The organism is Streptomyces alanosinicus (genome assembly GCF_014650595.1).
In the GTDB taxonomy this organism is placed as follows: Bacteria; Actinomycetota; Actinomycetes; order Streptomycetales; family Streptomycetaceae; genus Streptomyces; species Streptomyces alanosinicus.
Genome location: NZ_BMVG01000019.1, coordinates 1 through 13631, shown reverse-complemented (window position 1 = coordinate 13631; position 13631 = coordinate 1). Strand labels below are relative to the sequence as shown.

The window sequence follows — 13631 nt, the reverse complement described above, 5'->3', positions numbered from 1 at the left end:
ACGGCCCCGTCGGTACGGGGGTTCTGGTCGCCGAATTGCGCATGACGAGGCTCCATCAGTTGATCGGTGAACCGGTGCAAACGTGCACTCTCCGGCTGGATGTGCTGGAACAACCGCGTGCGTACACCGGAGAACGGTGAGTGCCGCCCCACTCGGGAGGTCTTGGTGTGGCGGCGCTGAACAGATCTGCGGCAACAAGACACGGAGGTGCCGCCCCTGTCGCCAGCCTGGCGCCCCCGCGGTGTGCAGAGCAGCCAGGTGGGACATGGCTTCGTTGTGACGCGGTGACATCATGCTGACTCATGAGGTCCTATTCGAGGACTCTGACAGGTCATCAAAGGGACTTGTACAGGTCATTGGTGTGGCCTGGAGGATGATTTTGCGTCGCCAGAGGACATCGCGTGTCACTCTCTGACGAGAGCTCGCTCCGGAGGAGACCCATGTCCCGACCCGCAGGCAACACCAGACTCAAGGCCGCCCGCCTGGCCGCCGGATACAACTCCCAGCAGGCGTTGGCAGACGCCATCACCAAGGCGGCGCCTACGCTGGGCATCAGAGGACTTGCTGTCGGCGTCCGGCAGATCCGGCGCTGGGAGTCCGCCACACCGCCCTGGCCGCAGCCAGATGTACACCGAGTCCTGACCCATCTCCTGGGCCAGAGCATGGAGGACCTCGGATTCACCCCTCCGTGGGGAAGCACGCGGCCCCAGCCCGGCGCGGCGATCGACCACACCCCTCGCGCGCCCCTGTCCGGAGCCCGGCTGGCGACTGTCCCCGCTCAAGGCGGGACCACGGCGCAGCCAGCGACCGTCGGCAGGGACTTTGAGGCCGTCACACGCTCACATCGGCACTTGTACTGGTCCGTGGCCCCTGCCGTGTTGCACCCAGCGGTCTTGGAACACGCTCGTCTCGGCTGCGCCCTCCTTGCAGAGACGGCCAACCCAGCCCGCCGGACCCTCGCGGCCGCACTGGCCGAGTCCTACCTCCTGGTCGGTCGTATCGAGTTCTTCGACCTACGACAGCCGGACCATGCTTCGGAGACCCTCCTGAGGGCCCTGCAGGCCGCCGCTGAAGCGGATGATCCGCGGCTCGGAGCAGCCGTCCTCGCGCACATGGCCTTCATCCCGGGCTGGGCGGGGGACCGGGAGGCAGCAGTCGAGCGCATGATGGCCGCTCGTACCTACGCTCGCCGCGGACAGGCATCAGCGGAGCTCTGGGCGTGGCTGGATGCTGTCGAAGCGGAATGCGAGACCCGCTGCGGAGATCCACACGCGGCGCTGCGCTTGATTCGTCATGCCGAAGACACACTGTCCACAGGCTCCGAACACGCCACTCCTGAATGGCTGGACTGGTTCAGCCCTGTCCGCTTGGCCGCATTCAAAGGCAACACGCAATTGAAGGCCGGCCACCTGCCACAAGCGCGCCAGACGCTTCACGAGGTGCTCGACGGCCTGCCACCCGAGTCAGACAAACAGCGCACCGTCGTCCTCGGCGATCTCGCCTCGGTCGAAGCTGCCGAGGGAAGACCGGAGGAGGCATGCAGGTACGCCATCCAGGCCCTCGACCAGCTGGCGATCACCTGGTACGCCATGGGCATGGACCGTATCCGCGAAGTCCGGCGCACGCTCGCCCCCTGGCAGAACGAGCGATGCGTCCGGGACCTCGATGATCGTCTCTACGACTGGAGCACGACGGTCAGCGCCCTTCAGCGTTGAACTTGGCGATTTTCTCCGGCAGTTCCGCAAGCGAGTCGATGCGCATCGTCGTGATCGCATCCGCATCGGGGTCACGCTGCTGGATCGTCCCCCAGGGGCCGCGCCGGATCAAGGCCGTCAGAAGCCCCGCCTGCACAGCCGGGCGGATGTCGTTGTCGAGCCGGTCACCGACGTACAGAATCTCGCCCGGCTCGGCAGGTGTCGCCTCGATGACACTCTCGAAAAACTTCACATCCGGCTTCGACACCCCCCAGTCATCGCTGGTGGCGATCATGTCGGAAGGGAGGTCCAACCCCCGCAGAAGGCCGCCAGCCCGCACGGTCTGATTCCCGGCGATGCCCACCCAAAGCCCCGCCTCGCGCAGTCCGGCCAGCGTGGGCCGCACGTCCGGGTACAGGTCTCCCTCGCCAAACCACTCCGGCTTACCGGCAGCCGCGCGCTTCTCCCGCTCCTCGGTCAGGTCGAACCCGGGCCGGAACTCCTGGAACGTCTCCCGGTAGTCGCGCCCCTGCGCGATGACCGCCCCGAACATCGCCGAGAAGGTGTGCCGCGGCACCCCCAGCCAATCCGCCCACGTCCCGTACTCCCGGGTCTCGTCAACAAGACACTCGCCCACGTCGAATACCACCGCACGAATCATGCTCCGCAGGTTAGACGGTCCAGCATGATGGTGACGCAGCCCTGTCGGTGTGCGGCCGAAAACTCCCTCCAGCCCCACATCTGGGGCCAGCCGGCCAGCGCCAATCCGCTACTCCAGCTCAGCAACTCCGACGGCGGGAAGTGGTTCCAGCGGTACAGCGATAGCTTCAAGGCCGTGTGGCCATCCGAGCGCCCCTGGGCGCCCGACAGTCCGAACCGTTTCTCGATTGCGGACGTGATCGCGGCGTCCGTATCCTTCCGGGCAACGCGTTGACGGAGACGATTAGCCAGGGATCACGCGGGCCGAGAGAGCCGCCGGCAGCTGGGAAGGCGGTCTCGCGCCCCGAGGTGAAGACCCTCCCGAGCGCGGGGAGGAACGGCCCCCTCTGATGGCCCAATGCCCCGCCGGCCGGCCCCCGTCACCGGGCCCGAAATGAGGCCGCCACCTGGCGGCGAAAGTGCGGTGGTACCGCGAGTTGCCCTTCTCGCCCGCACTCCCAAGGGATCATGACACCGTCCTTCGGAGGACCGAAATGATCCAAAGCCGCGTCCACGTCTCCGACCTGCGAGAACACATCGGCCGTACCGTCACCGTCTGCGGATGGGTGAACACCCTGCGCCTGATGAGCAAGGTCCAGTTCGTGATCGTCCGGGACAACAGTGGCCTGGTGCAGGTGACCCACAAGCGTGGCGGCGGGCTGTTGGAAGTCCAGCTCGACGCCCTCACCCCAGAGTCCGCCGTCAAGATCACCGGCCGTGTCGCGGACGCCGCTCAGGTCAAGCTCGGCGGGCTGGAGCTCGTCCCAGAGGCCGTCGAGGTCCTGAACCCGGCCGCCGTTCCCCTGCCGATCGACGAACAGACCGGTATCGAACACCGGCTGGACTGGCGGTTCCTGGACGTGCGCCGCCGTCCCGCCGCTCAGCTGATGTTCGCCGTACAGACCACCCTGGAGCAGGGGATGCGCGAGTACGCCTACGCGCAGGGCGCCACGGAGATGCACACCCCCAAGCTGATGGGCACCGCCTCGGAGTCCGGCGCCGAAGTCTTCGAGCTCGGATACTTCGGCCGCAGCGCCTACCTGGCCCAGTCGCCCCAGTTCTACAAGCAGATGGCCATCTCGGCCGGCATCGAGAAGGTCTTCGAGATCGGCCCCGTCTTCCGCGCCGAGCCCTCCTTCACCTCCCGGCACGCCACCGAGTTCACCGGCGTCGACGTCGAGCTGGCATGGATCGACGGCGTCGAGGACGTCATGGCGTTCGAGGAGGAGATGCTCGCCCATGCCATCGCCAGGGTGGCCGACGCCCACGGCGCGGCTCTTCGAGAGCAGTGCGGCGTGGAGATCACCGTCCCTGTGACGCCTTTTCCTCGTATCACCATGGCCGAGGCGCACGACATTCTGCGCGAGGGCGGCTGGGACCCGGAAGGCGTCAAGGAGGACCTGGACCCGGAGGGCGAGCGACGCATCAGCACCCACGTCCAGCAGGCCATGGGCCACGAGTTCGTGTTCATCACGCACTACCCCGTGAGCATCCGGCCCTTCTACCACATGCGGCCGGCCGACGACCCGAGCGTGACCCTGAGCTTCGACCTCCTCTGGAAGGGACTGGAGGTCACCACCGGTGCCCAGCGCGAGCACCGCTACGAGGTGTTGCTGAGGCAAGCCGCCGAGAAGGGCATGAGCTCCGAGCCGATGCAGCACTACCTGAACGCGTTCCGGTACGGGTGCCCGCCGCACGGCGGCCTGGGCATGGGACTGGGACGGGTACTGATGGTGATGCTCGGCCTGGAGTCGATCCGCGAAGCCACCTTCCTCTTCCGCGGACCGAACCGGCTCACCCCATAACTCACCGTTCAGTTTCGCCGGCTTCGTCGGGCTTCCTTTCCCGAGCCTCGTCCCCTGAGAGCATGGACGGGTGAGTAGTCACGAACTGGGGCGCTGGGTGCCGGCCCGTCCCGAAGACCTGGCCGTCATGTTCGCCAAGGCCGACTTCCCGTGGTGGATCGCCGGCGGGTACGCGATCGAAATGGCCGTTGGTCGCGAGCTACGCCCGCACGGCGATCTCGACGTCCTGGTCCTCCGCCGCGACCAAACTCTCGTACGAGACATGCTGAGCGACTGGGACATGCACGTCGCGGACCCACCTGGCGTGGGGTGGTTACGACCATGGCGTTCCGGAGAGGCTCTCGAACAGCCCCTCCACGACATTTGGTGCCGGCGCACGCCTGAGGCGCCCTGGTCAGTGCAGCTCATGCTGGACGAGGCCGAGGGCGCCCATTGGGTCTCGCGGCGCACCCGGCGGGTTCGTCTTCCGCTCGAGCGAGTAGGGCGGACTAGCCCGACCGGCATCCCCTACCTGGCGCCGGAGGTGCAGCTCTTCTACAAGGCGAAGGCGACACGGGACAAGGACGAAACTGACTTCGAAGCCGTACTTCCCCTACTGGACGAACCACAACGCGTATGGCTATCGGACTCGATCGCTGTAACCTCCCCGGACCACCCCTGGCGGCAGCGCCTTGGGCCTATCGACAGAACCTGATGGGTGAGACGTCCCGCATCGATGGCTCCAGCCCTACGAGCACCAGCGGCTGGCCTCGCCCGCACGCACAGGAAGCATCATGGAACCGGAAGAGATCGCGGAACTGCGCACCATGTTCGTCTTCACGCCACCGCACGGGCGGAGCTGGGGCCTTGCCTTCGAGGAACTCCAGGCGCGCCTGCGGGAGCGGAATCCAGACACGTTCACCCGTGTCGATGACGGGGGATACGGACCGGTCCGCGGGGCGTCGATGATCTTCGGGATCACTCTCGACGACGAGGGCCTGGAAGGCCTGGCCAGCCTGGAACCCGAGGGCGTGTCCGTACTGGACTGCAACGCCCACTCGGCGGCGCGCTTTGCGCTGTGGCTCCGGAACAACGTGGCACCGGCTGACATCCCGGTCATGTTCAACACGGGGTGGGGGATCGAGGAAGGCATCGAGCACACACTCCTCCCCGACGCCACGCCTCCTCGGATCGTGGCGGCCTTCGTCGCGCACATCCAAGAGACTGGGGGTCTCGACTAGGCTCTGACTCTTTGGTCAGCGTCGGGTCCAGATGGGGATGCTCGCGAGGTGGAGTGCAGCCTGGTAGGCGATCGCGAGTTCGATGGCTTCGAGCGTGCGGCGGTGGTCGGCCCACCGCCGTCCGCGAACTGGATCGGCCGGCATCGGCGGCTCGATCCTGCTCCACATCGCATCAGCGATCACTAATCGGACAGATACATCCGATCAACTGACCAGCCCTCAAAGAGACACGCTAAGCCCCGAGGTAGGGCCCCAATGTGGCTGCGGTGGTCGCGCAGGCCAGGTAGTTCTTGGCGTGGTGGAACCCGAACGCCTCGTGGATGGGGGTGGTGAGGTCCAACGCGACGCCCCTGAAAGCGCGGGCGAGGTGAGGCGGGATGGCTACCGGATCTCCCGGGTCGGCGATGTTGACCCATCGGGCCACGTTGGAGGGGCGGGCACCGAGCGGTGATGGTGATCCGGTGGGGCGGGGGGTGAGACGGTCGAAGATGGCATGGGGCATGGCGAGAGGGGAGCCCAAGGTGAGCAAAAGCTCCACGCCAAGATCGGGGCGCGCATGGAGTGCCTCATAGGCGACGACTGTGCCCAATGAGTGGGCGATCACGACCCGGGGACGATGCTGGTCTATCCGGGTCTCAACCTCTTTACGGGCAGCCCCACGTGCCGGATCATCGTCGTCCCGTAGATACGCGGCCACCTCGCGGAAGAACACCCGGATGAAGAACTGTGTGGCTTGTTCACCCAGGCTGAACTTCTCCGCCACCCAGGAGGCGGTATAGCGCAGAGGCAGTGTCAGCCCTCCCTGCGCAACTGGCCGAGGGGCTTCCAGTTCCTCGAGCCACGCCGCCAACAGCTCCCTTGCCAGCGGGTCTTCCAGTTCCTCGGTGTCGGTTGGCCCCTGGGCCGTCGGGCCGGTGCTGAGCACTGCCGCGTAGTAGGCGAAGTCCAGGTCGAAGCGGCTCGTGGGCAGTCCCAACCCGTTGGCGATGTACCGGGTCCAGTCGTTGCGTTGGGCTTCGCGTACCTGTTCGGCTGTGGCGAGGCGATTGTGATACCCCACACCGTGTACGGCGACGATACTGAGGGGCTGGTTCGCGGCGATACTCATGGACGTCCCTTAACCAGTGGTGCCAGCGTGAGTGCGATGACCTCACAGTCCATGGTGAGCACGACGGTGCCATCCTGCATGATCTCGACGCAGAATGGCCTCTGGGGAAGCCGCAGGGCGGTCGGGCACGTACGGGTGGCCAAGTCCCATACCAGCACCGTCCCGTCGGCCTTGCCAGTGACGGCGACGGGGCGGCCGTCTACGACAGTCGCCGTGTAGAGGTCATGGGTGTGGCGAGTGAGGGGGTCGCCGATCTGGTGTCCGGTGGCCAGGTCCCGTACGCGCACCGTGCCGTCGGCACTGCGGGTTACGGCGACGGGGCGGCCGTCCACGACCGTGGCCGCCACCTCGTACACATTGTCGGTGTGGCTGAGGGTGGTGCCGATCTGGTGGCCGGCGGCCAGATCCCACACCCGCACCGTCCAGTCGGCGCTGCGGGTGATGACGACGGGGCGGCCGTCCAGCTCCGCAGGCGCCACTGCGGACAGGCCGGTTTGGGGGCTGCCGATCTGGTGGCCAGCGGCCAGGTCCCACACTCGCAAGGTGTCGGCGGCGCTGCACGTGATGGCAGCAGGGCGGCCGTCGATAACCGTGGTCGCCACCGAGTAGACCGTGTTGGTGTGGCCGGTGAGGGGGTCGCCGATCTGGTGGCCGGTGCCCAGGTCCCAGACACGCACCGTCCAGTCGCGGCTGCCAGTGACGGCGACAGGGCGGCCGTCGATGACCGTGGTCGCCACCGAGTAGACCGTGTCGGTGTGGCCGGTGAGGGGGTCGCCGATCTGGTGACCAGCGCCCAGGTCCCACAATCGAACTGTCGCGTCGGCGCTGCCGGTGACGGCGACGGGCCGACCGTCCAGTTTCGTGGTCGCCAACGCCCACACCGTGTCGGTGTGTCCGGTGAGGGGGTTGCCGACCTGGTGGCTGGCGGACAGCTCCCACACCCGCACCGTGCCATCATGGTCGCCCGTGATGGCGACGGGGCGGCCATCCAGCTCGGCAGTCGCCACCGCCTCCGCCTGAGTGCGGCTGAGGGGGTCGCCAATCTGGTGGCCGGTGGCTAGGTCCCACACCCGCACCGTGTTATCGAAGCTGCCGGTGACGGCGACGGGGCGGCCGTCCAGCAGCGTGGTCGCCAACGCCCACACCGAGTCGCCTGTGTGGGCGGGCCGGCCTGGGCGCGCTGCCGCAAGCCGGCGACGTGTGGCCGAACGCGGCCGGCCGATGGGACCGCCGATCTGGTGGCCGGTGGCCAGGTCCCACACCCGCACCGTCCAGTCGGCGCTGTGGGTGACGGCGACGGGGCGGCCGTCCAGCAGCGTGGTCGCCACTCCGGCGACTGAGTCGGTGTGTCCGGTGAGGGGGTCGCCGAACTGGTGGCTGGCGGCCAGGTCCCATACCCGCACCGTGTTGTCGTAGCTGCTGGTGACGGCGACGGGGTGGCCGTTCAGCAGCACGGGGCGGCCGTCCGGCAGTGTGGTCGCCACTCCGGTGACTGAGTCGGTGTGTCCGGTGAGGGGGTTGCCGATCTGGTTGCCGGTGGCGAGGTCCCACACCTGCACCGAGTTGTCGCGGTCGCCGGTGACGGCGACGGGGCTGCCGTCCAACTTTGTGGTCGCCACCGCGTACACCGGGCCGGTATGCCCCTTGAGGACAGTAATGTTGTGAGCAGTAGCCAAATCCCATACCCGCAGCGTGCCGTCGAGGCTCCCGCCAGTGACGGCCACGGGGCGGCCACCCACGACCGTGGTGGCCACCGAGACGACCGAGTTGGGGCGGCCGGTGATGACTGTGGTGTTTGCTACTGATAGTTGCGAGCCCGTCACCCACAAAGGCGCCCAGTCGGCCCTGCGGGCGAAGGCCGCGGAAAGTTCCTTGGCGCGGAATCGGGCGGCGTCGAGGGCGAGGATCTGCTGGCGTTCAAAGGGCGCAAGGGATCGGTGGACGGGAAAGGACGTCCGGTACACGGCCGCGGCGAGCCGTGTGCGCTCAGTGGCTGCCTCGCGGAGGATTGCGTTCACCGCGTCGGGATCGCCGTGGATCAGGAATTGGGGGTCTTGCAGGAGTTCGTCTGCTCTGCCGGCGTGTGCGGCATGCTGGGCTGCGTGGCGTATCAGGTAGGGATCCGCCACTTGCCAGGCGGGCCTGCCATCGTCGGCCAGCGGCATGGATTGCAGAAGACGCTGATAAATTTGCTCAGCGTACGGCGCGCGTCTATGCATGCTCATGGATGTCTCCTGAGCAGCGGTGCCAGCGTGAGCGCGATGACCTCGTGTTCCATGCCAAGCACGACGGTGCCGTCTTGCAGGATCTCTGCGCACCTCGGCTTTCGAGCCAGCTGCAGTGCGGTGATGCAAGCGCCTGTGGTCAGGTCCCATACCCGCACGGTGCGGTCCTCGCCGCCGGTGACCGCGACCGGGCGACCGCCCACAAGCGTAGCCGCCACCGCCTGCACCGGGGCGGTGTGGCCGGTGAGGGGCTCGCCCACCTCGTGACCGGTGGCTAGGTCCCACACCCGCACGGTGCGGTCCTCGCCGCCGGTGACCGCGACCGGGCGACCGCCCACAAGCGTAGCCGCCACCGCGTACACCGACCCTGCATGGCCCGTGAGGAGCTCACCGACCTGGTGACCGCTGGCCAAGTCCCACACCCGCACCGCCTCGTCGAGGTCGCTGCCGATGACCGCGACGGGGCGGCCATCCAACTCCGTAGCTGCCACCGCGTACAGCGAGCCCGCTCGGCCAGTGAGGGGCTCACCGACCTGGTTACCACTGGCCAGGTCCCACACCCGCACCATGCTGAAAAATCCCCCAGTGACGACAATGGGGCGGCCGCCCACGACCGCGGTCGCCACCGACCGCACGGAGTCGCTGTGGCCGGTGAGCAGGGCGCCGACTTGGTGACCGCTGGCCAGGTCCCATACCCGCACCATGTCTTGAAAGCCCCCGGTGACGGCAACGGGCCGGCCGCCCAGTTCCGTGGCCGCCACCGCGTACACCGAGCCGGCGTGGCCAGTGAGGGGCTCTCCGACCTGGTGACCGCTGGCCAACTCCCATATCCGCACTGTGCAGTCCTCGCCGCCGGTGACCGCGACGGGGCGGCCGCCCAGTTCCGTGGCCGCCACCGCGTACACCGAGCCGGCGTGGCCAGTGAGGGGCTCTCCGACCTGGTGACCGCTGGCCAACTCCCATATCCGCACTGTGCAGTCCTCGCCGCCGGTGACCGCGACGGGGCGGCCGCCCAGTTCCGTGACCTCCACCGCGTACACCGAGCCAGCGTGGCTGGCAAAATGGAGCTCGCCGACTTGGTGGCCGGTGTCCAAGTCCCACACCCTGCCGGTGCCGGTGACGGCGACGGTGCGGCCGCCCACGACCCTGGCCGCCACCGCGACCACCGCGCCGGTGTCGCCGGTGAGAGGGGCGCCGACCTCGTGGCCGCTGGCCAAGTCCCACACCCGCACGGGCACCGCGTAGTCACCGCCGCCGGTGACCGCGACGGGGCGGCCGCCCAGCTCCGTGGCCGCCACCGCGTACACCGAGCCGGCGTGGCCAGTGAAGACGACGGTGGTGTGGCCGGTGGCCAGCTCCCATACCCGCACCGTGCAGTCCTCGCTGCCGGCGACAGCGACGGGGCGGTTGCCCACGACCGTAGCCGCCAACGCGTAAACCGGGCCGGTGTGGCCGGTGAGAGGGGCGCCAACCTGGTGGCCCCTGGTCACGTCCCACACCCGCACCGCATCATCCTGACCGCCGGTGACCGCGACGAGGCGGCCGTCCATGACCGCGGTCGCCACTGAGTGCACCGGGCCAGTGTGGCCAGTGAGGACGGCGATGGTGTGGCCGATGGTCAGGTCCCATACCCGCACTGTGCAGTCCTCGCCCCCGGTGACCGCGACGAGGCGGCCGTCCATGACCGCGGTCGCCACTGAGTGCACCGGGCCAGTGTGGCCAGTGAGGACGGCGATGGTGTGGCCGATGGTCAGGTCCCATACCCGCACTGTGCAGTCCTCGCCCCCGGTAACCACGACCGGGCGGCCGTCCATGACCGCGGTCGCCACTGAGTGCACCGGGCCAGTGTGGCCAGTGAGGACGGCGGTATTTGCTGCTGATACCTGGGAGCCGGTGGCCCACAAGGGTGCCCAGTCGGCCTTGTGGGCGAAGGCATCGGCGAGTTCCCTGGCGCGGAATCGGGCGGCGTCCACTGCGAGAATCTGTTGGCGTTCAAAGGGCGCAAGGAGGCGGTGAACGGTATACGAGGTCCGGTAGACGGCAGCGGCTAGCTGTTCGCGGTCGGTGTTTGCCTCATGGAGGATCGCGTTGACCGCCTCTGGGTCGGCGTATATGAGGAACTGGGTGTCTTGCAGAAGTTCGTCCGCCCTGCCGACGTGCGCAGCGTGCTGAGCAGCGTGCCGCACCAAGTAGGGATCCGCCACTTGCCAGGCGGGCCTGCCATCGTCTGCCACGGGCATGGACTGCAGAAGACGCCCGTAGACATGCTCGGCGTACGGCATGGGTGTGTGAGTGTTCATGGGGTCTGTTCCTCGCCAGAACAGCCATGCGGGAAGGCCCGAAGGTGCTCTGCGAGTCCTTCGTGAAAGAGCCGGTACAGGGTGGTGCCGTCGATGTCGACGTCACGGCGCAGGTAGAAGCGAGCCTGCGCAAGGGCGGCCCTGACGCCATCGATCGGAAGTGGGTCTTCTCCGGATCCGGGAGGGACGAAGGCAGGGGTGACGTGTGCGAGGACCCGCTCGGGCATGCCGAGGCCCTCGGCATGAGCCAAGGCCGTCAGGAGAGGGCGCAGGTACGGCTGGTCGGTGCGGCGGGCGAGGTCGAGTTCAAGGAGTTCGGGCAGGTCCACCGGAGCGGCGAGGCCGAGGTCGCGAGCTGCAACGGGGTCGTACTGGGTGGGCAGGGTAAGGACGTGGCGCAGGTAAAGGCCAGCGACGAGGAACTCGCCCCACCCCAGAGGCTTGGTCTCCTCTTGATCTCGGTTGGGGTCATTGATGCCGGTCATGCGGGCTGCGATGCCTTCGGCGAGGGCTGCCGCCGCGCCAGCCGCCTCCCATGCGGCGTAGGGCGTGTCGACCGCGAGCAGGTCACCGACGTATTGCCTCAGGGCCCGGTCGATGTCCGAAGGTTGCGCGTGGTCGAGGTTGAGCAACCCTCCGGTGTCATCAGCCAGGGCTATCAGGGTGGTCAAGCGCGGCTCGGGGCGGGCGCCGACCAGCAGCCGCAGGCCCGAGGTAGTGGTGAGAGCAGCGCGGGCCAGAGGCAGGAGCAGGACTTGGGCAATGTCCTCAGGCCGTTCCGCCTCATCCAGGGCGTCGATCACCAGCGTGTACGGGGCGCTGGCGGTGGCCTGCGTGAGCTGGATCAGGCTATATGCGTCCCACCCGCCCAACGGACGGTCCTGCTCAGTTGCGCCCAGTTGGCGGGCGAGCGAGTCAGCGATCTGCTCCAGGTCACGGCGCCTAGCGTGGACTACGGCCAGCCGGTCGTTGCGGGCCGGTTTGACCGGCAGTGAAAACCACAGGCTTTGCGTGACATCACGCAGCTGAGGGTGTGCCGCACAGACCAGGACGCCGAGCAGCGCGGACTTACCGACGCCGGGTTTGCCCGTGACCACGCGGAAACCTGGGCCTTGGCCGTTGAGCCAGCCAGTCAGCGTGATGACCTCCCGCTCCCGACCGCGGAAGTAGCCTTGCCCCACGCCGCGATCCAGTGGCTCTGTGCCAGCGCCGCGGAGCATGAAATGCCGGGGGTCGAAGGCCTCGTCCAGTAGGGAGGCGACGCCGGCGTCGACATGCGACAGCGCGCTCTCCTGAGGCCGGTGGCAAGGGTTGGGGAAGAACGGCAGGTCCAGGTCCCTGGTGAAGAACGGGACCCGACTGCCCTCAATCAGCTGCTTGAAGCCCTCAGCCGCGTTGAGCTTAGTCACCACGCGGGCGATCTCATGAACGACAGTCGGTAGTGGAATATGCGAATAGGAAGCGTCCACTCGCAGGGTCTCGTCGCGATACTTCCGCAGTACCTCGGCGGTCGCTCGGCTCAGCCGGTAATCGAACGCCTTGCCCTCTCGTCCGGAGGCGGCAATCACCCAGGCACGCCGGCAGTCCACCGGCATCTCCTGATGCCAGTGCAAAGTCGCTGCGGCGCCTGAGTGGCACAAGTCCAAGATGAACAGCGTCAAAGGACGTGGCTTGCCGCGATGCGATTCGATCAGGCTAATCCAAGCGGAGACTGGATCGTCCAGATCCTGCCCATCGCTACCCACTACGTGCAGGTCGCGGTCACCAGTCTCGGCAAGTCGGCCGTGCGCGACGACATGCACGACCAATACTTTTGTGTCAGCGCAGGTCACAGCTTTGCGAATTTCCTCGCCGGGGTCTGCGGCGCTGTCGGACTGTGGAGCTGTAACGTAACCGAACTCGCTGAGTACCTCGGACACGGACGCGGCGTGGGCGGGAGCCTCGCACAGCGGATCCAGGTCATCGAGCATCGGCAAATCGCCCTCATGTTGCGACATCAGCGACAAGCCGATAGTCAGCGCAGTGCGCGACTTGTTTCCGGATTCAACAGTCTCAGGCATTTATCCGCCCTCCGACCATCCCGGTCCATGCGTGTAGCAAGCCGTACATATTCATGATAATGGAGGATCCGCAGCAAATCGCGCGCAGGTGATCGTCCTTCCGCTAAGCGGACCGCGAAGCCCTTCCCATGTATGGCGGATAGCCTTCAGCGATCGTGGATGGCCCGTACTCCTCCCGTGCGATCCGCACCCATCTACGCGACCGGCGTATCCGCGCGGTCCTCCCGCAGCCGATACACCAGATTCGCAACCGGCTGCGGCGCGGCCCACGCGGCTGCCGCCCGCCCGGCTTCAGCGCCGAGGCATACGAGGAACGCAACACCGTTGAACGGTGCACAGTCGTCTGAAGCAGTGGCGTGGCCCGGCCATGCGAATCGACAAACTCGCCGTCGCCTACCAGGCTGCTCTCCGCCTTGCGGCCATCCTCATTTGGGCCCGCAGGTGATCAAAGAGACAGGCTCTAGTAGTGCTTGGTCAGGTTGGTATCGGTTCCGGCATGTTGCGGTGACATGTGGGGCAG

9 protein-coding genes and 1 pseudogene are annotated in these 13631 nt (G+C 67.4%); 4 read left to right on the top strand and 6 right to left on the bottom strand.

The window, feature by feature from the left end:
* Window positions 1-440: 440 nt before the first annotated feature.
* Entirely contained in the window at window positions 441-1715 is a 1275-nt protein-coding gene (locus IE277_RS29750) for an NsdA family TPR-like regulatory protein (RefSeq protein ID WP_189956797.1), read from the top strand.
* On the opposite strand, the gene IE277_RS29745 is transcribed toward IE277_RS29750, so the two are convergent.
* Complete coding sequence (locus IE277_RS29745) at window positions 1696-2355, bottom strand: HAD family hydrolase (RefSeq protein ID WP_189956796.1); 660 nt, start codon at window positions 2353-2355, stop codon at window positions 1696-1698. The two genes, IE277_RS29750 and IE277_RS29745, sit on opposite strands and share 20 nt — an antisense overlap.
* 532 nt (window positions 2356-2887) lie before the next feature.
* Between IE277_RS29745 and aspS the strand changes: the two genes are divergently transcribed.
* The 3 genes from aspS (at window position 2888) to IE277_RS29730 (ending at window position 5418) form a co-directional block, all read left to right on the top strand.
* Window positions 2888-4198, top strand: a complete 1311-nt coding sequence (gene aspS / locus IE277_RS29740; RefSeq protein ID WP_189956795.1) for an aspartate--tRNA(Asn) ligase — start codon at window positions 2888-2890, stop codon at window positions 4196-4198.
* 127 nt (window positions 4199-4325) lie between these two features.
* Entirely contained in the window at window positions 4326-4892 is a 567-nt protein-coding gene (locus IE277_RS29735) for a nucleotidyltransferase domain-containing protein (RefSeq protein WP_189956915.1), read from the top strand.
* 79 nt (window positions 4893-4971) lie between these two features.
* Window positions 4972-5418, top strand: coding sequence for a hypothetical protein (locus tag IE277_RS29730; RefSeq protein WP_189956794.1), 447 nt, complete (start codon window positions 4972-4974; stop codon window positions 5416-5418).
* 31 nt (window positions 5419-5449) lie between these two features.
* On the opposite strand, the pseudogene IE277_RS49720 reads toward IE277_RS29730, so the two are convergent.
* The 5 genes and pseudogenes from IE277_RS49720 to IE277_RS29710 all read right to left on the bottom strand — a co-directional run.
* Window positions 5450-5586: pseudogene (locus tag IE277_RS49720) on the bottom strand (IS5/IS1182 family transposase); the annotation flags it as partial.
* A gap of 64 nt (window positions 5587-5650) precedes the next feature.
* Window positions 5651-6526: a serine peptidase gene (locus IE277_RS29725; protein ID WP_189956793.1), complete on the bottom strand. Its 876-nt coding sequence runs from the start codon at window positions 6524-6526 to the stop codon at window positions 5651-5653.
* On the bottom strand, window positions 6523-8544 hold the full coding sequence (locus tag IE277_RS29720) for a WD40 repeat domain-containing protein (RefSeq protein WP_189956792.1): 2022 nt from the start codon (window positions 8542-8544) through the stop codon (window positions 6523-6525). The genes IE277_RS29725 and IE277_RS29720 overlap by 4 nt, the downstream gene beginning before the upstream one ends.
* Before the next feature lie 203 nt (window positions 8545-8747).
* Complete coding sequence (locus tag IE277_RS29715) at window positions 8748-10724, bottom strand: WD40 repeat domain-containing protein (RefSeq protein ID WP_189956791.1); 1977 nt, start codon at window positions 10722-10724, stop codon at window positions 8748-8750.
* 323 nt (window positions 10725-11047) lie between these two features.
* Complete coding sequence (locus IE277_RS29710) at window positions 11048-13111, bottom strand: P-loop domain-containing protein (protein ID WP_189956790.1); 2064 nt, start codon at window positions 13109-13111, stop codon at window positions 11048-11050.
* Window positions 13112-13631: the final 520 nt, after the last annotated feature.